Annotated in this window: 9 protein-coding genes; 2 read left to right on the top strand and 7 right to left on the bottom strand. The window is 47.3% G+C overall.

The window, feature by feature from the left end:
- Complete coding sequence (locus tag G8759_RS32250; protein WP_167217382.1) at positions 1–582, bottom strand: Uma2 family endonuclease; 582 nt, start codon at positions 580–582, stop codon at positions 1–3.
- Positions 579–1,331, bottom strand: a complete 753-nt coding sequence (locus tag G8759_RS32245) for an ABC transporter substrate-binding protein (RefSeq protein ID WP_167217380.1) — start codon at positions 1,329–1,331, stop codon at positions 579–581. Before G8759_RS32245 ends, G8759_RS32250 begins: the two co-directional genes overlap by 4 nt.
- A gap of 123 nt (positions 1,332–1,454) precedes the next feature.
- Between G8759_RS32245 and G8759_RS32240 the strand changes: the two genes are divergently transcribed.
- Both G8759_RS32240 and G8759_RS32235 read left to right on the top strand, forming a co-directional pair.
- The gene (locus G8759_RS32240; RefSeq protein ID WP_167217378.1) at positions 1,455–2,291 is read left to right on the top strand and encodes a GLPGLI family protein; all 837 of its coding nucleotides are present in this window, start codon (positions 1,455–1,457) and stop codon (positions 2,289–2,291) included.
- Between the two features lie 104 nt (positions 2,292–2,395).
- Positions 2,396–5,374 (top strand): outer membrane beta-barrel family protein, encoded by a 2,979-nt coding sequence (locus tag G8759_RS32235; protein WP_167217376.1) that lies wholly within the window; start codon positions 2,396–2,398, stop codon positions 5,372–5,374.
- 53 nt (positions 5,375–5,427) lie between these two features.
- On the opposite strand, the gene G8759_RS32230 is transcribed toward G8759_RS32235, so the two are convergent.
- The 5 genes from G8759_RS32230 to G8759_RS32210 form a co-directional block, all read right to left on the bottom strand.
- Complete coding sequence (locus G8759_RS32230; RefSeq protein WP_167217374.1) at positions 5,428–10,773, bottom strand: AAA family ATPase; 5,346 nt, start codon at positions 10,771–10,773, stop codon at positions 5,428–5,430.
- 109 nt (positions 10,774–10,882) lie between these two features.
- A complete protein-coding gene (locus tag G8759_RS32225; RefSeq protein WP_167217372.1) occupies positions 10,883–11,770 on the bottom strand; it encodes a methyltransferase domain-containing protein in 888 nt (295 codons plus the stop codon).
- Between the two features lie 31 nt (positions 11,771–11,801).
- Positions 11,802–13,793, bottom strand: a complete 1,992-nt coding sequence (locus tag G8759_RS32220) for an oxygenase MpaB family protein (protein ID WP_167217370.1) — start codon at positions 13,791–13,793, stop codon at positions 11,802–11,804.
- A 101-nt stretch (positions 13,794–13,894) separates the two neighbouring features.
- A complete protein-coding gene (locus G8759_RS32215; protein WP_167217368.1) occupies positions 13,895–16,957 on the bottom strand; it encodes an nSTAND1 domain-containing NTPase in 3,063 nt (1,020 codons plus the stop codon).
- A gap of 11 nt (positions 16,958–16,968) precedes the next feature.
- Positions 16,969–19,137, bottom strand: coding sequence for a WD40 repeat domain-containing protein (locus G8759_RS32210; RefSeq protein ID WP_167217366.1), 2,169 nt, complete (start codon positions 19,135–19,137; stop codon positions 16,969–16,971).
- Positions 19,138–19,392 lie beyond the last annotated feature (255 nt).

The following is a 19,392-nucleotide window of genomic DNA, read 5'->3' as shown; positions in this document are numbered from 1 at the left end:
TTATTGGAAGATTCGTTCGTGCGAAACAATCAGATCCGGGAAAATACGGCAGGGAATATCCGTCGACTCATACACATCCACCAGTGCGTATTGCCCATCTTCGAGCGTATAGACATTGACTGCTTTTTCTTTGGGCTGAACAATCCAGTATTCACGAACACCGGCTTCTTCATAAAGATTGTATTTCTCATTGAAATCATTCTTCGCGGTTCGGGGCGATGTAATTTCAATGACCCAGTCAGGCGCTCCCAAACAGCCATCGTCATCTAACTTTTTAAGGTCACATATGACGCAGATATCGGGCTGTACGACTGTGTATATCTGGTTCGGGTTTTTTCGATTCTGAACAGGGAGCCGAACATCGAAGGGGGCATCATACACTTTGCATGATTTATCCTCAAAATACTTCAAGAGAGCAAATTCCAGGTTTACAGATGCATCCTGGTGTTTCCGCTTGGGAGCGGGCGACATTCTGTATAATTTTCCTTTTATCAGTTCTACACTTTCGTCGAACTGCCATTTCAGGTAGTCGGCGTAGGTGTAGGTTCCTTTCGGATCGAGCTGAGAAATATCGGTGATCATCGTTGTGGCCGGGCGATTTCGTTATGCAAGTTCCGAAAATACGCCGACGACCGCAACAACCGGCTGCCATACCACGAAAACACCTCACCATCAACGATCAGGATCCTGGCTGATGGGCAAAGAGTCCGAAATTCGTCGATGTGTTTTTCGGAAAACGGAAAAGGCTCTGACGATAAAAAGATCAGATCGGGCTGGGCAGCCTGTAGGTCTGCTGGGGTTACGGCCGGATATCGGGTTCGATTGGCAAATACATTCCGGAATCCGGCAGTTTCCAGCATCGTGTGAATAAACGTATCGTTAGCCGCAACCATATACGGCTTGCGCCAGATAAAGTAAGCAACTGTTTGTTGCTGGCCATCATTGGGTAGTATGGCCAACGTTGTTTTAATCTGGACAGCCATTGTTTCCGCTTCCGATTCTTTCCCGACAAGCGCTCCCACTTCCCGAATCATGTTTAGCGCATCTGATATGGTTATAATATCGGTGATGTGGACGGGATACTGTCGTTGGAGCTCCTCAATTTCTTCGCGGGTATTTTCTTCTTTGTTGGCGATGATCAGATCCGGCCGAAGCGCGTGAATCCGGTCGATGTCAATCGTTTTCGTGCCGCCAACTAGCACCTTGTTTTTTACTTTATCAGCCGGGTGAATGCAGAACTTCGTAATACCAACAATCTCGCTGTCAAGACCAAGATCGAAGAGTAATTCAGTTTGCGAAGGGACGAGTGAAATGATACGTTGAGGAGGCATAAAACGGGCATTCAGTACTCAAAAATAGGGTTTTAACCGCATTTTCATGCCTTTTAGCAAATCCGATACGGAGAGCAACAAATTTTGTGCAACTTTTACATACCACTTTTGCTCCTTATCCTAATGAAAGCTCAGATAATCACTCTATTGGCTGCTGGCTTGCTGATTTCGCTCCACACGACAGCTCAGACAGCCGCACCGGATAAATACGCTTCTGGTAAGATTACGTATGAAGGAATGCGCCAGATCGATCGGTCTCAAATGCGAATGGTCATTAACGGGCAGGAAGTCCGACCCGGAAGTGCGGGTGCCCCCGACGCCCCTGAAGGCATGCCTGAAGTAATGTCATTCACGCAGAAGCTTGTCTTCTCGGGAACGATGGCTAAGGAAGAACGCGATCGACCTCAAAATATGATGATGCGCCGGAACCGGGAAGGCGATGGCTCCGGCAACGCAGGCGGCCCTCCACGGACTACGCGGATGACGCCCCCGTTTGAGCAGCAGACGTATCTGGATCTGGGCAATCGGAAACGCATTGATGTGCTGACTGTCAAGAAGGATTCAACGAGCCAAACGACCTATCGTTCCGAGAATCCAATGCCAACTGCCAGCGACTGGCAAGCCAGCGACAAAACCAAGAAAATAGCGGGCTTCACCTGCCACAAAGCCACCGCAACCCGCCGGAAGCAGACATACACGATCTGGTACACGACCGATCTGCCTTTTACGTACTCACCCGTTTCTGATCTGACACCCCCAACGGGCGTTGTTCTCCAGATCGAATCCGATAACGAATCGTACAAGGCTTCGTCAATTTCAACGGAAGCGATAGCTGCATCAGCCGTGCAACCGCCTTCCGATGCAAAATCAATTACATCGGAAGAAATGGAGCAGATGCGCCGGAAGTCGATGGCTGATTTCCGCCAGCGTATGATGTCGTCCATGCCGGGAAGAAATTAAGCAAGTCTTTAGTTGGTTGTAGGCAGTCTTCAGTTGGCAGTGGCCAGTAAGGAAGACTGCCTACAGAAAACTGCCTACTGTAACTAGTAAGTCATCCTACAGTCATGAACTACCTTTTCACTTCACGCCCTTTTCGTGGCCTTCTTATTATATTGATCCTAAGTCTGACCGCAACATGGGCGCAGGCTCAATCAGGTACGATCAAAGGGGCTGTTGTGGATTCCGTAACCAGAAAACCGCTGCTGGAAGCATCGGTCTCTTTGCTTTTGGCACGCGATTCATCCCTGGTCAACTTTGGAATCACAGATGGCGAAGGCCAGTTTGTTTTCAAGAATGTCACAGAGGGGCAATACCGGGTTTTGGTCACCTATGTTGGTTACCGAGGTGCCTCAAAGCGGGTTTCTGTTACCAAAGCTGACCCCAATGTCGACGCAGGGGCGCTTGAATTACTGGCTCAGTCTCAGACGCTGACGGAGGTATCGGTTCAGGGTGAAAAAGCACCCATGGCGGTTAAAGGCGATACGCTCGAATTCAATGCCGGGTCGTTTAAAACACAGCCAAATGCGCAGGTCGAAGATTTATTAAAGAAACTGCCCGGCCTTCAGGTAGACCGTGATGGGAACATTACGGCGCAGGGTCAGGCTGTTAAGAAGGTGCTTGTTGATGGAAAACCATTTTTTGGCGATGATCCAAAAATGGCTACCCGCAATTTACCCGCTGATATTATCGACAAAGTTCAACTGCTGGACCAAATGTCGGAGCAATCGGCGTTTTCAGGTGTCGATGACGGCGACCGTTCCAAAACGATCAACATCACAACCAAGAAAGACAAGCGTAAAGGTACATTTGGGCAACAATCGATAGGGGTAGGGCCCAAGCCAGGAGACGATCCGCGCTACATTGCTAAAGCCACCTTAAACCGATTCAGCAATGGGCAGCAGATGTCGATCCTGGGTATGGCCAATAACATTAACCAGCAGGGCTTTACGGCGCAGGATTTAGGGCTTGGCAATAACTTTGGCGGTAGCGGACAGGGCTCGGGTGGTAACGCGGGCGGAGGGAGCTTCGTACGCAGTGGCAACGGCGGGGGGAATGGCAACGGAAACGGTCAGGTCGGTAATAATGCCATTACCAAATCATGGGCCGGTGGTATCAATTACCGCAACAGCTTCGGTAAAAAAATCGATATGGCTGGAAGCTACAACATATCCAATACCAATACCCTAACCAATCAGAGCAGCCGCCGGGAAAATATCTTGCCCGGTGCCAGCACGTCAGGGACTTCCGTTCGTACGGATTCGACATTTGTGCGCAACCAGACCAACGGTTCGGAGAATACGAATACCAATAACCGGTTCAATCTCCGGCTCGATTATCGGCTCGACTCGCTTACGACCATCCGGCTGATTCCCAACGTGTCGTGGCTTGAGTCAAATTACATGAATCAAAGCCAGTCGCAGACGCTTAGCGGGCAAGGTGTTACAACCAACACGAGCAACACAAACTATAACTCGACCGGCAGCGGTATCAATGGAAACAATAGTTTGTTGCTGTTTCGCAAGTTTCGCAAAGCGGGCCGTACATTCTCCGTGAACTGGAACATAGCGGTCAATGATCAGGATAATCTGGGTATAAACAAGTCGCTGACCAAGTCGACTACGCCACTATCAACTTCGTCAGGATCGCCAAGCAGCCAGACCGCCACTGATGGATTGTATACGCAGCAAATCAATCAGCAGAACAGCCAGCAAACGAACTCCATGACCAACAGCATCAACGCGTCCTATACGGAGCCGTTGTCGATGCGACAAACGCTTGAATTTCACTACAATCTGTCTAATAACCACAATGAATCGAACCGGGCCGTTACGGACTTCAACGAAACAACGGGCCAATATGATCGTCCGAATGCGTTATTAAGCAATAATTTCATCAATACGTACATGACCAATCGGGGTGGGTTAACGTGGCAAACCAAGCGGTTGAAATATACGTATGCGTTAGGTGTCGATGGGCAGCAGGCCAGCCTGAATTCAACGAACCTGAGCCGGGAAACGAACCTGAGCCGCACATTTACGAACTTGCTGCCGAATGCGTTGTTTACCTACAATTTTGCCAAAAACACCTCCCTACGATTCAATTATCGGACTCGTATCAATGCTCCGTCGGTAAACCAGTTGCAGCCCGTTCCCAATAACACCAACCCGCTGAATATTCAGTTGGGAAACGCCGATCTGCAACCCGAATACAGTCATAACATTTCCCTCAATTTCAACCGGTTCGATCCGGCTACGTTCCGTAATATGTTCGTATCGATCAACGCCAGCCGAACCGACAATAAAATTGTCAATTCAACGACGTTCAATCCGTCGGGTGCCCAGACTACCCGACCTATTAACACAAATGGTTATTATACGGTAACCGGTTCTCTTGTACTGGGCCGGGCACTGAAATTCCAGGACCAGCGGGTCAACCTGAACCTGAATACCAATCTGACGTATAATCAGGGGACTAGTTTTGTGAATGAGCGGGCAAACCTTGCTCAGAACTGGCTCATTGGACAGGGTCTAAGCCTGAACACAAACCTGTATGATAAACTGGATCTGAACCTGGCGGGAAATATCAGTTTGCAGTCGGCGAAGTATTCGCTACAACCGCAACAGAATACGACATATCTGAATCAAACCGGAACACTGGATTTATACTACCAGCTTCCGCTACGGTTTACGTTTACAACCAATGTTACCTTTAACCATTACGGGGGTACGTCGGGTAGTTACAACCAGTCGTTTACGTTACTCAATATGGCATTGGCGCGCCAGTTGTTTAAACAGAAGCAGGGTGAATTGAGACTTCAGGTTTTCGATTTACTCAACCAGAACCGCAGTGTTGTCCGGAACGTCACGGATACGTATGTTGAAGAAGTACAGAGCCGGGTTCTGAATCGGTATTTTACCCTGAGCTTTGTTTACAACCTGCGTAGGTTCGGAGCCGGTTTTACACCGCCATCCAACAACAACCGATTCATGCGTCCGGGCGGTCGTGATGGACAGGGCGGAGGAGGCTTCCGGCGAAACGGATAGTTACTAAGGGTGGGATCTGTACGAACTGATTTGACCAATTGCCTATCAGCACTTTATTTTTCGGTCATTGTTTCTACGCCATCCCATCCCTCCGATGGGGTCTCCACTAAATACCGCGCTGCGTTCAGCAGATACCGATACGCCGTTTTATCGGCCGGATTTATGTCCAATACTTTTCGTAGCGAAACGGCTGCCTCGCCGAACCGCTTTTTGTAATAATTATTCAATCCATCTTTAAACAAATCGAGCGTCTGTATTTTCTTTTCGAGTAAATCCGGTGCATTTGTGCTGATCATCTCATATACATCCAACGCATCTTCTTTCCCCTTAACCCGAATATGACCCAGAAACCGGAACATGAACAAGCCCGGATTGATAATACCAGTCATGGTTTTTTCGCTCAGCAGAATCGTACTGCCAAATGTTTTGGTAAGTCCTTCCAGCCGTGATGAAATATTGACGGCATCGGAAATAACGTTGGCATCATGGCGTTCTTCGTCGCCGATAATGCCCATCATCACTCGACCGGTATGAATACCCATTCCCACGCTAATTGGTATCCGGCCATCAGTCAGTCGCTTTTCGTTATACTGCTCAATCGTTTCTGATAACTGAAGAGCAGCCCGTAGTGCATCTTCAGGATTGTTCTTGAATACGGCAATAAAGCCATCGCCAAGGTAGTGATTGATGAAGCCCTGATTGGCCCGGATTACAGGTCCGACACGTTTGAGGTAGGTATTGATAAAACGAAAATTATCTTCTGGGGTCATGCCTTCCGACAAACTCGAATAAGCGCGGATGTCGCAGAACATCACCGTCATTTCCTGATCGATATTGTCGCCAAGTTCAACCTGTAAAATGTTTTTCCGACCTAGCGCGTTGATAAATGAATGCGGCACGAACCGTTGGTAGGCCCGGCTTAGTGCTACCTGGTCGCGATAGAGGATGGCATTGGCAAGCGAAGCAGCCATCTGACTGCTCAGTAGTCGCAGCAGATTAAGACCTGTAGACGTAAAGGCGTTATAACCAGTCTGGTGTTCAAGATAAAGGATACCAACCATATCGCCCTTGAAAATCAGTGGAATACATAAATAGGACGCCGGTGCCTGTGCTTTCAGATACGGATCTCGTTCGAAAGCTTTGAGCAGCTTTGTATTACTGGAAAAAACTTCAGCCTGGGTACGAATCGCATAGTTGATCACCGTTGCAGGCAGCGATTTTATGTTATCCAGATCGGCTGGTTCAAAGTCAGATTTATTCGTAGTTAATAGATTCTGTTCGGCTTCAACGCGCCAGGCACCCATGTTGGGAACTAACAATACGGCTCGCTGCACCCCCGCGTTTTCCAGCACGATCCGGAGCATTTTGTCCAGCAAACGATCCAGAACCAACTCTTCCGACAATGCGCTGGCTGCTTTAAGCACACTCCGAATATCAAGTACACTACTGTTTTCCGAAACGGTTGTACGCAGATAATTTCGTGCTTTCAGGTAGTACGGCCCAGTCGCGCCGTCGCTATTGGGATCAACAGCAGCAAACAAGGATTCATATTTTTTGTCGATTGTCTCCGCTACCCGTGTATAATCCAATCGGTAAAACGTGTATCGGGCCGTTTCGATATGGGGTTTAGCATAAAACGGGTAACCAGCTCCCAGCCAGAAATCAGCTGCCAGACGGTGAATCAGTGCCAGTTCGCGTTCATAACCATTGGCTTCGGCGGAAGTTATGGCTTTGGCATAATTCCGAACAGCTACGGCATTTTCTAATCTGGTACGGGCAATTTCTGCGTCAATCAGCAGTTTTTTATGGGTAAACGTGGCGGGGTTGTGTAGTGCCCAGGTCGTAAATTGCAGACTGAACTGGTCAATTTTTGTCCAGTACAAAGCTTTTGTCTGCTCATCTGCCTGAGGTAGTAAAGCCAGTAATGTCAGACAATATGTTAGCCGAAACGAAGTGTCTATGGCAACACAGCCACTCATCGCGCCAGCCAGCGCATGTGCTGTTTCCAGACATTCCTGAGCCTCGTGAAGCCGTCCAAGTAAATAGAGAGCCTGTCCTTTCAGTACATTATAGACCGTACTGCCGAATGCGTCGTTGACGGTTTGGCAATAAGTCAGTAATTCCTGCTCACTTTTCTCCGGTAAGTCGAAGCTATTCTCCGATGCTGTTTTTCCGGTCAGACAGGCTAGTACGAGATTCAGCCCCCAAAGCGAATCGTGGGCTAAATCGTGATGGATTTTTTTGGTAAACTCCAGCCCCTCAGGTAAGCGATTGATCAACGTATTCAGCGACTCCTTACCCTGATAATAGCTGTTAAAATACGGAAAAAAGCTGGTGTATCCTGCATAAATCAACTCGCCTGCCTCCAGGCTGAGCTGATAAAATTCATCATTAAGGGCCACGGTTTCGCTAATGGGGCGCATCCAGGGCAGGTTGTAGTTGGTGTATAAGTGGCCTACCCGGCTCAGATGCCGGGGTGATTCCTTGATGAATTTTTGGGCTATTTTTCGGCTAAGCTGAGCCGCCGGAAAAGCGAAATCATACTGATTCAAAATGAAAAACAGCAGGCCAAGCTCAGAAAAGGCATACCCACCCTGTGGAGTCAGGCCGTGCTCAATAGTCAGGTCAATTTTGAACAGTACGTGGATGGTCCACAAACTTGACTCCCCTGTTACATAGGTTGGTGGCGAGAGATTGTCCAGAATGTTGATAATGGCCAACAATCGTTTGTCGGTCATGTCTTCTTTGCCGTAGATACCTTCGACCCCGTGCTGACCGAAATACGTCAGAATTTTTGTGAGTACGGCCGGAATGAGCGCATCTGCGTTGGCCGCATTTTCGGGGAAGTCGAAATCGAGCAATTTAAGTCCCTGTCGGGCCGATTCGATAGCCTCGTAGTAACGGGTTGTATTGCTCTGAATCTGCATCAGCAGAAAATATACATCCGCTTTTTCAGATAAGGTCTGTACATGCTCAAGGCAGACATGCATTAGGGTTTCTGCAGCCGAGAAATTGCCGTTGAGGTATTCCAGATCAGCCGCTGTTTTGTGGAGCAATAAAGCAAAACCATAATCGTCGGTCCAGCTTTGATCACCTGCCAGCCGCCGGGCCAGATTGACATAAGTGAAGGCTGATAGATGCGCACTTGCCTGGCGGGCTTTCAGGCTGGCTGTCAGATTCAGGCGGGTGAGCCGGGCGCGTTCGGCGGGTTCCGTAAGTAGTTCAGCACCCGCGTTGAGGTGGTTGACCAGATCAAATAAATGATCTTCGTCGTGGAGTTGGTGCTGGAGCAGAAAACGCCCGATCTGTAAATGAAGCTGGGCCTGCTCGTCGCTGGTCATGAGCGAATAAGCAGCCTGCTGTATGCGGTCGTGTGAAAACTCGATCTGAATCCTGAATGACTCGGTATGCTGAATAATGTCAGCATACTGATAATTTTCTCCGACTGGTGAAATGAGTCCCTCTTCGACAGCCGCCCATAGATTCTGTAATGATTCTGGTATATCCTGCCCGCTCAGATAGGCCAACAGCTGCATATCAAACAAGCCACCAATACAGGCCGCCATTTTCAGAAACGACTGAGTGGTTTCGGGCAGCATTCCCATTTTTTCTACCAACAGATCAATCACATTGTTGGTAATGGCCCGGCGACGAATGCCGGCAAAATCAATTTGCCATTTGAGTTGGTTCGCATCGAAGCTCACCAGCCCCATTTGATTCAACGATTTCAGAAATTCCAGCGTGAAGAATGCATTGCCCTGCGTTTTGGCATAAACCAATTTGGTTAGTTCCTGCACCGTGCTATCATCGGTCAGTAATGATTCTTTGATGAGTTGAAACAGGTGTTCTTCGCGTAGTGGGTCTAACACTATAGCGTTGATTACTGCCGATTCGTCCTGGGCTGTATCGAGCATTTTCAACAGTGGATGCCCAGCGCTCACTTCGTTGTCGCGGTAGGCACCAATTACCAGAAAGCACGAATGATTTACATCAGTTATCAATAGGCGAATGAGATTGAGCGAGGCTACATCGGCCCATTGAAGGTCATCCAAGAAGAGAATAAATGGGTGTTCAGGTCGGGCAATAGCCTTCATGAATTTTGAAAAAACAAGATTGAAGCGATTGGTCGCTTCCTGTGGATCTAGTTTAGGTACATGGGGTTGTGGGCCAATAAGAGTCGTTAATTCGGGAATCATATCAGTTAATACCTGCCCATTTTCACCGACACTTTCCTGTATCAATTGCTGCCACCGACTGAGGGTTTCCCTGCGTTCGGTAAGTAACAGCATACAGAATTCTCCCAACGCTTGTTTAAACGCAAAATAGGGAATGTTGCGTTGATACTGATCGAACTTGCCGCCGGCGAAATACCCCCGTTTCTCGGTGACAGGCTTATAAATTTCGCCTATGAGGGCCGTTTTGCCTACCCCCGAATAACCGGCAACCAAAAACAGTTCGACACTACCCCGACTGACCCGATCGAAAGCCCGTAAGAGCGTTTCTACTTCACCAGCCCGTCCGTAAAGTTTCTGGGGAATCTGAAATTTTCCCGAAAAATCGCGTTGTTTCAACGGGAATGGGTTGATCTGACCAGTTTCGCGATATTGAGCCAAGCAACGTTCGAGGTCAACTTTCAGCCCAAACGCTGATTGATAGCGCTCTTCTGCGTTTTTGGCCATCAGCTGAGTCACGATTTCTGAGACAATGGCCGGAATTGCCGGATTCGCGGATGTTGCATTCGGAATCGGCCAGGCAATATGGGCGTGTACCAGTTCAAGCGGGTCGGTTGCCTGAAAAGGTAATAGACCCGTCAATACCTGATACATGGTAACACCCAGCGAATAGAGATCCGATCGACTATCGACCTTTCGATTGACACGGCCTGTCTGCTCCGGCGACATGTGCGTGAGTCGACCCTTGATGCGTTCTGGATTGCCCAGATTTGTGGAGAGCAGGTCGATCCGGTTAGCGATTCCGAAATCAATCACCACGGGGCTTTTCGTTTTTTCTATCCACAGGATATTGTTGTCGTGAATGTCTTTATGGATGATATTTCGATTATGTAACTGCCCCAAAATACCTGACACCGTAATAAACAGTGAAAGCACTGTGTCGAGCGGCTGATTCTTACCAACAAATGCTTCGCCCAGAGTAGCCCCGTCAATGTATTCCAACAGGAGCGAATATTGCTGATTTTCCTTGTGAAGGGCAAGCGACCTGCGAACACCGGAAATGCGCAGATCTTTTGTGTATTCAAACTCATTCGTGAACTGAAGAATCTGGTCAGGATCAGGTGTCGTGGCCCGTAATACCTTCCGGATTTGCGTCCCATTAGGACCTTTCTCGCGGAAGATCAGGGTTTCGTCACTCTCATAAAGTAGTGTAGATAGCGTATCCATGATGGGGAATTGAATGTTGTACTCGTGCGGTTAATTAGCTTTGGTTGCTACACTGGACTTACTTGGTAATGTGCCAGCTGGCAACCACAAACCGAGGCTTATAAACGTTTCACACGTTGGGTTTTTCGGCACAGTAGAATCGATATTGCCATAAATTCTGCTGGTAGGCTTTGTACTGATAACGAGTAGACCAGGTATTATCGGTCTGTGTCTGATTGCGAATACCGACCCATTGGAGCAACTTGGTAACGATAACTCCCGGAAAGAACGAATAATACAATCGGCGAATACTTTTCACTACATGATCGGTTACGTTCTGTTGCTGACAATTCACAAAACCTACCGCCGAAAGGGTTTCCCAGAATTCGTTGTTGTCTGCATAGCTTTTGATGGCCCAGGTTGCAGTCCATTTTTGCATTAGCCGGGCTTCATCTGTGTCTGGTAGGACCCCATTGCTGAAAAAATCGGCTATCATCACCCGACCACCCGGTTTTAGTACCCGGAACGCTTCGCGGAGAAAATCAGCTTTGTCGTAGGCGTAGCAGATACTTTCAAGGCCTACAACCGCATCGAAGGAGTTATCAGGAAACGTGGTGGTCAGGTAGTTCTGTCGCTCAAACCGGCAGTTCAGGGCAACATCATGTCTACTGGCATTTTCGGTAGCGGTTCGAACCTGTTTTTCGCTAAGGGTGATTCCTACTGTCTGACATCGGTATTGACGTGCCAGAAAAATAGACATACCACCTACGCCACAGCCTGCATCGAGGATTGTTTCACCCGGTGCAATTCTGGCAAATTCAGCCACTTTTCGATTCATATTAGTCAGTGCGTCGCGCAGCCGCCGGGTTGTTTTATCCCAGTAACCGTAGTGCATACACATCTTCGACTTTAGGTGCCAGACAATCTCATAATCGACCTGACAGTCATCATAATAGCTGATTATTTCCTGTTCATTGATACGCTTTTGTTCATGAGGTACTTCTAAAGCTGGTGTCATACAGTGTAGAATGGTTAAAAGAGAAAGGGAATTAATGAAATTCGTCGGCTAACAAAGCATCCAGTTTAGCGGCTACTGTCTGGTCAGGTTGATCGACGGGGAATTGACGCTCAGCGAGTTCGTTTAATTTTTGGCGACTGTCGTCAGTAGGATTGGCAATTTGATCGGCTACCGTCGCCGTCGCCAAATCATGTGCAAGTCTTGTTGACGTAGAATCAGCTTCCAAATCAGAGAGTTGAGCGGTAAATGACCAGGCGCCAGTGACTTCTGTCCGGAACGTGGCAAATGCAGATTCGCGGGCAGGTTCAAATGTCAGGCCAGCCAGCCAACCGTAGTCAGGATGTATACGGCCAAGCTGCTCGATGAGCTTCATGTAGATGTTGGTGAATAGTGTAATGATGCGCTGGTAATCTGATTTGAAGCCTGTTTGCTGTTGAGCTGGAAGGTTATCGGTCAATACCCGAATCAGGTCATAGGCTAGATAGGCATAGCCAGGAAGCAACAAATGCTGATCAATAGTGAGTAGTCGTTGGTCAGATTGAAATACTACGCGCCAGGGCCCGGCAACGGCTTCATCTTTACCAACGTGGTTGACCTCGTCAAAAAAACGATTAACGCTTTTCAGGTAGAGTGCGCCGATCGATGAATGATTGACGAATGCTTTTTTCTGAATGTTGTCGGCTACCTGTTTTGTTAAGTGGCTCCCGGCAATGGTAAAGAAACCAAGGGGGTGATTCAGATGCTTGAGGAGCTTTGTTAAAGCATCAAACCGTTCAATGGCCATGGTCAACGTTTGAGCCTCGGCCCCGGCCGATAGAGGAATGGCATTCTTTTGGTTGAGATAATCTGAGAGCGATGACGGTACGAAGAACTGATCCTGAGGGGTATCGTTGTATGCTTTAAGCCCAACGTCGAGACCGCTATTGAGTATAAACCGCGTAGCCGACTTAAGCAATAGATTGCTTTCATTGACGGCATCCCATCTTGGAAATAAAGTACTAATCAGGCTGAAATCCTCTGGATCAGCATTTTCAGCAACAGCTGGTGTGCCCGGAATTTGCAACATCCGGGCGTATTGGTCACCGATCAGGAAGCGCATCAGCCGTGGTGTCAGATGCTTGATAGACGACCATTGCAATTTGCCGTCCACAAATTCGATGCAGGCGTAGGTCAGCGCAGCTCCTTCATCGGAAGGGGCGGCTTGCCTGTCCATAATTCGTTGTAATAAATATTCACCATCAGCTTGTGTCTGCGTTACCAGATCAGGTTGAATTCCCAGGATGTGTGCTACGGTCTGCCATAGATAGAGATAACACCGTTCCTGATTATCAGATACCTCAATGCCAAGTTGCCGTAACCCGCTGATAATTACCGAACTAAAAATCTGGTGACCGAGTGCCAGGTCTTCCTGGTTGATGGGTTCGCCAAACAGGCCGACATCCCAGGGCCGAAGTTTGGTGTAAAAACGAATTGCCGCGTGCATAAGCCGCACTTTCTGAACACTGATGATGGCATTACCCGTAGGCTCAAATCCATTTTTGGCCATCAGATTATTCACAAACTGAGCCGTTTCGAATAGCCGTCGTGTAAAGGGTTTGAGTGACTTATCATGCACGATCATGCGGCCAGCCTGATGCAGCACTTTAGCTCCATTGGCACAGGCATAGCTGAGCGGGAGCGATTTGCAATGAAGCGACAACAGAATGGGTATCATGCGATCTTCGAATTCATCGGCGGCTGTGTTCAATTCGAAGGGATCGCCCAGCTCGGCCGGAAGTTGACCCGATTCCTCGAAAAAAGGCTCGACAGCCCGCACAAGCTCCGAGCTAAAACCTTGAAATTTATGTGCTGAAAGCGTGACGAAAGAATCGTTTTGGGTCAGTAATCGAAAAAGTTGATCTAATTCGCCTTTTAGACCAAGATTCATAATCGTTCCAATGGTGGTATCGGCCAGCGGATCGCCAATCAGCCGTTTCTGGTTCAGAAAATCATCGGTCCATAGCGTGCGTGTGGAAGCGTTCATATTGTTAAGTCAAGGTTAGGAAGGTAGTTTTCAATGTACCTACATTCTAATTCTTACACAATTGATTTTGAGTGAATTGTATAAGTGGAGCCCAGGGTTATTTAGTTTCTCTTCGGCTTGGGTTTCTTCTGCTTCAGGTAGTCGTCGATAGCCTGACTAATCTTCTTGTATTTACTATGTTGCTGGGTATAATTTCCTGTGTTGGCGTTAACCAGGTTAAATCCGGCACTCACATCCAGACAAATACGCTGCAAGTTTTTGAGTTCAATAGTGGATATATTCAGACCGTTCTGGGTTTGCCGGTTTAATTCATTCCAGGTTTGCGAAAAGAACTTGTCCCTGAATAGCATTTTATTGGCATTGAGGTATTGGCTAGCCTCCACATAGCGATCAGCGGCCATCTTAAAATAAGTATTATGAAGGCAGGATTCTGCCATTTCCGACGTTGGGTGTAAAAGGGGCCACTGACTCAATGAATCAGCTTTTTTAATAAGTTGCGTAATGGCATTAAACGCTGTCTGGCGGCTTCTTGTCTGTTTGACTTTCTGACTGATTTCGGCCCGTTTGGCGCGTATACTATCTTTCTGGAGGAGCGTATTGTCCGCTAAAAAATGATCCAGTTCGCTGTATTTTCTGAGCGCTTCAGCGTAGGCGTTGATGTAAGTCAGCGCTTCTGCAGACTTCATTTTATCATTAATATCATCTTTTGTATTTTCCTCTAATTTTTCCTTAAGGTCTTTCGTTTTACGTATCATTTCTTTCTCCTGATTGTTCATCTCATAACGTCTTCCTATATATATACTCAGCATCAGTTGAGCAACGTAAAGAAACGAAAAGGCGATCAGCGTCGTTTTAACCGCTCCAAATCGTCTGCCGACTGCAGCTTTGTAACTTGCTCTAAGGAAATTTTGCTCGGCTGTCAGTAGCCAGTTTATAGTACCAAATACGCTCTCGAATGGCTCAAAGATCAGAAAATAGGTCCACGGCGGACGCACTGTTTTGCCAAACCGACGCAGTATAGGACGAAGTATATATTTACCCAATATAAAATCCATGGTATCGATACTTCGATCTGCTTTGCTGAGCAGGGCGAGCATTTGGCTATTGGTCCAAAGAGATGGTTCGGGATCGGCAGGATTATACAACGTCGTATCATCCGCTAGTTTATTGTGCCGGATGAGCGAATCAGAACCCAGTTCAAGCAGGGAAGTCCGGAATTCATCCCACGAAAAAATCAGCGCTTCATGCGCCAGTTCAATATGGCCTTCCTGCTTAACTGCATCTGAACTACTGTCGAGTTTGGGTTCTATTCTCTCGACGAGCCGGTTTTCTGCCAGCGCGTTGATCAGGCGTTTCGCTAGCTGGTCATACTTCTGACCAAACGATAGTTCACCATTGATAGTCGGAATTCTTCGTCGGACATAGGTTCCATTCTGATACGAAACGAAGCGAATCATCAGGTTTTTTCGAAATTCATCGATGTCGTGCTGATCTAATTCGAGATCGGTAGTCTTAATCTCTTTTAGAACATGTTCTTTCTTTTGCAGGACAGCTTCAATGCCTTTATAATCCGCCAATCGAATCGTGCGATCGATCCGGAATGTACTGGAAAAGAGGTCGTCCAGAGCCAGTGAGAGGAGTGGCAATGCATTGGGGTATAGCCGGAAATCATTGATGATTTTGCCAACTACTTCGCGTTCAGGCTGAAAAAAAACTTTTACGAGTTCCGCCGGGCAGAGTATGATATCATTAAGGTCTTCAATGCTGAAGGTGGGAACCAGGTACTGCTGCCAAAAGCCTGGTCTTATGGCTTCAACGGCGGTTTTGATGGGTTTTATGAATTCGATCCGTAACGTGCCAATGATTCCCCGAACCTGTTGGGTATCGATTAGTTTAAAGGCCTCCTGGAAAAAATTCTTAAGTAACTTGTCTTGTTCATATATGTTAGTCTGGGTAGCGAGTTCCTCCATCTGATCAATGACCAGAAACTGCTCAGGATGAGCCGAAAAGTTTGCCAGGCCTTCCATTGGATTTTTCCCCGGTCGAATCACCTTCAAATGAGGTTCTGATTCGATCTTGGGTAAAATTCCCGCTTTCACCAACGATGATTTGCCACTCCCCGATGCGCCTACTACAACGACAAATGGATTGTTGAGCACCAGCGGTGTTAGTTCGTCGATCACGGTCCGGCGACCGAAATAATACGGTGCATCACTCGATTCATAATCGAGCAAGCCCATAAATGGATTTCGACGTTTATCGGTTGTAAGTTGTTTTGAGTACTTGTTCAGGAAAACAAATTCTCCGCCATCATGACCCGAAAAAGGGAAAATGCAGCAGACTTGCTGGAAGGGGTCCAGGCGGGGCTGCATGTAGTTTTGTAGTTCAAAAAGAGTGATAATGTCATCATTGCTGTCTACTGTTTCCTGGTCAGAGCTTAACGCATCGCAGAGCTTATCGGCAAACGGTGAGTTCCCGTTTTCGAGCGTAACATTCATATAACTGTCTTTTGCTTTCTGGTCATAGGCCGTAGAGGTGAAGATCTGTCTGGCTTTGTAGCCGATAAATGCATTGAACTCTTCCTTGTTTACCTGTCGACTAACCCGCGATCCAGCTATTGCGCGCTCAGTACTTGACCCACTAGCCGTGGGGGTTTCCAATTCTAGGATTTTACTATCAGATCGTTTAAGGGTAATTTGAGGAGTAAATCTCATGGCAGCCTGCTGAAACATACCTGCATAGCAGCAGTCGAGAATCAGCAACAGCTGAGAAAAAGGCAGTTCGGCCAGATCGTGGGCTATTTCTTCCATGGAAATGGCCAGATCTGGAGCCTCTCCATTGTCGTTGGATACTACATCAACTGGAAGTAGGTAGCCCTGTTCAGTATCAGACTGGTTTAGGTTGTATTCCTGCGCTGTCATTCCATGACCTGCGTAGTATATGACTACCTGGGCATCGGTTGGCAGAGACTTAAGGTCTTCGTTAAATACGTTACGAAACTGATCTGCCGTCGGGTTAGGAATACATGTAACCGTAAAATTGTACCTTTCCTTTAATATCAACGCTAGCCGGTTGATATCATTAATGGGTGTTGATAGTTTCGGAATTTTGCTATCCTGATAGTCCTGAACTCCTAGCAGATAAGCGTGGCGGTTAGGGAACATATACGATAGATTTAAGGTTGAATGGGCTCAAATTTTCTGCGTAATTCATCCGTTAATGGAGCTACTTTGCCACTTTGAAGTAGCCTCAGTATTTTTCGGGGCGGTATGATCGTATAAAGCCCTGTTGGATCGGCGAGACGGATGTTTTTATCATCGGTCATGGTCAGATCGAATGCGCCATTCACTGCGCGGCTTAGGACTGTTTCTTGAAGTATTTTGTCGTAACCCACCAATGTTCGCTGGCGTGATAGTTCGGAATATACCACAAAAAACAGGGTCTCTCCGTCGTCATAAACAGGCGACTCCAGCGCTCCCTTGCTTAGTTTATTCATTATGGGTGTACCGTCCTGATCCTGCTGGGCCCGATTTGTCGAATATGTGTCGGTACTACTGTAAAAGATCTGATCGTCAACGATATACAAGGTATTGGCTGCGGGAAGCTGCGTAGGGCCATATAAGTTGCTTACCAGACCATCAGCCCCAAGTTTATAGTATTTTATCATATTGTTTTCCCCAGTCAGCGTAACTAGCTGTTGGCTGTTGGGGTGAAATCTTGCCGTAATCGTAGACTCAAAAGATATTGTTTCTTTGGCAGGCCCCAGCCCTTTCGATCTTACCTGCCAGAGCGAATCAATAGCACTCCCGAAAAAATCGACGAACAGCCATTTTGAATTCGGTGAAAACTGGCAATCTATAGCTCTAAAACGTTCAGTAAATGTGTGAATAACGCGAAAGCCGGTGCTGTCCAGCATCCGTAACTGACCAGAGCGTTTTTTATCAGAAAAAAGAGCCATTCGGCTGTCAGGCGAGAAAATGGCGTTCTCAAACGATTCCGATAATCCGCTAACCCGGTTAAAGTGCCCAAATCGATCAGATTCCCATAATTCGGCGGGCTTGGCAGAATCGCGGGGACGTAGGACTACATACCGACCATTCGAGGTCATTGATCCAGTCCTGAAATCACCCCAGAAGATCGTCTCACATTGTGCCAGCCACCAATCCTGTATCGAATACAGAACAATATGAGGCTTGTCTGCTAAATGCTGAACCATCAGGTAATTATCGCCCACGAAGAAAACGTTAGTTGCTTTGGTTCGATAATGGCATGCGGGGGGCAGAATCAACTGCTGCGTTTTCAAATCGATGGTCAGGGAGGTTGCCGTATAAGTGTTGGCTTCATTCAGTATATCCATTGTAATCTGTTCTCCTGCAAACCGGGTCGATAGGGAAGACCCACTGATGGACAGCATGTAATACAGATCACTGTTTACCTTTCGCCAGATAATGTTCAGTCCTTTCCTGTCGCCACCATGGATCACTATATAGTGGTTATCGGGAGAGAACCAGATAGAGCCCTGGCCAATAAACCCTTTAAGGCCAATGAGTTCGGTATCAGTTACCTGATAGATACTGTCTATTTTAATAGTAGCCCCGCCCTTATTTAGCTTTAACTGAAGGGCCAGTATCTGGCCATCGGACGAAAGGCGTGGTAAATTGTCAAATTGATTAATAAACGTGTGAATAGGAATTAGATGATCACCATCGGTTCGCCAGAGAATAACCGAATTGGATGAATCCCGCTTTTCCTTAGAATTAGCGTCATAATAGAAATAAGTATAATAAGTGAAGAGGAGGTGATGGGCGGCAATAAAATGGTAGCCCCTTGACTCCTTTTCTCCTATTGGGAGGGGCGCCAGAAATCCTTTTATTGGCTGATAAGGAGGCACAGATAGTTGCCGAAAAACAGAATCGACTTGCTGCTGGAGTTTTTGCGGAAGCGCATCTGACCTGACAGTATCTTTTTCTGACGCAATTTCATTGGATGACAGGCGCCTTGTTCCGTTTGTCTGATAAAGTCCCTGCTCAGAATTAGCAACCACCTCACTGATGATCCGGAGCACGGCAGCTTCGTTGCGGCTTGTGCTGTCGTAGGTATTCCGCAGAAATTCGAGCAGGCGTAGACTTTGAGTGAGATTGGTATCCGCTATGTTTTTAGCCTGCTGCAACCCTGCCTGAAAGGCAAGACGGGCAGAATTAGCCCGAAGTTGGACGGCATTGTCCTGAAGTTGTTTACTATTTTTTTGCTGGGCATTCTGCATTTTATCCGACATGCCGGATGCTCCCAGACTTTTTGCCAGCAGAAACGCCGAATAGGCCGCGGTGTATTGACGTTGCCGCATGAATGCGTCTCCTTGTTTTACCCAATAGCTTCTTGTTTCGGTTGTGGATACGATAGACTTTTTTTGGGAAGCCGATTTTAGAGGTGTACGTATTATCTGTCCAACTAAGCTATAACAACAGAATAGCAGAGCCAAACTGAGTGATATATAACGTCTGTACATTGATAGATAGGTTTAGGGAGCTTGTCTTGGGCTTTTTACAAACTATAAATACGATCACTACCATCGCCCCTGGTCATTTAGGGTGATAGCTGT

It is taken from the genome of Spirosoma aureum (assembly GCF_011604685.1).
GTDB lineage: Bacteria > Bacteroidota > Bacteroidia > Cytophagales > Spirosomataceae > Spirosoma > Spirosoma aureum.
This window is presented reverse-complemented; position numbering and strand designations above follow the sequence as displayed.

What these genes read in the sequence shown, in the direction of transcription:
- G8759_RS32250 (WP_167217382.1), bottom strand. Translation starts at nt 582, where the DNA reads ATGATCACCGATATTTCTCAGCTCGATCCGAAAGGAACCTACACCTAC.
- G8759_RS32245 (WP_167217380.1), bottom strand. Translation starts at nt 1,331, where the DNA reads ATGCCTCCTCAACGTATCATTTCACTCGTCCCTTCGCAAACTGAATTA.
- G8759_RS32240 (WP_167217378.1), top strand. Translation starts at nt 1,455, where the DNA reads ATGAAAGCTCAGATAATCACTCTATTGGCTGCTGGCTTGCTGATTTCG.
- G8759_RS32235 (WP_167217376.1), top strand. Translation starts at nt 2,396, where the DNA reads ATGAACTACCTTTTCACTTCACGCCCTTTTCGTGGCCTTCTTATTATA.
- G8759_RS32230 (WP_167217374.1), bottom strand. Translation starts at nt 10,773, where the DNA reads ATGGATACGCTATCTACACTACTTTATGAGAGTGACGAAACCCTGATC.
- G8759_RS32225 (WP_167217372.1), bottom strand. Translation starts at nt 11,770, where the DNA reads ATGACACCAGCTTTAGAAGTACCTCATGAACAAAAGCGTATCAATGAA.
- G8759_RS32220 (WP_167217370.1), bottom strand. Translation starts at nt 13,793, where the DNA reads ATGAACGCTTCCACACGCACGCTATGGACCGATGATTTTCTGAACCAG.
- G8759_RS32215 (WP_167217368.1), bottom strand. Translation starts at nt 16,957, where the DNA reads ATGTTCCCTAACCGCCACGCTTATCTGCTAGGAGTTCAGGACTATCAG.
- G8759_RS32210 (WP_167217366.1), bottom strand. Translation starts at nt 19,137, where the DNA reads ATGCGGCAACGTCAATACACCGCGGCCTATTCGGCGTTTCTGCTGGCA.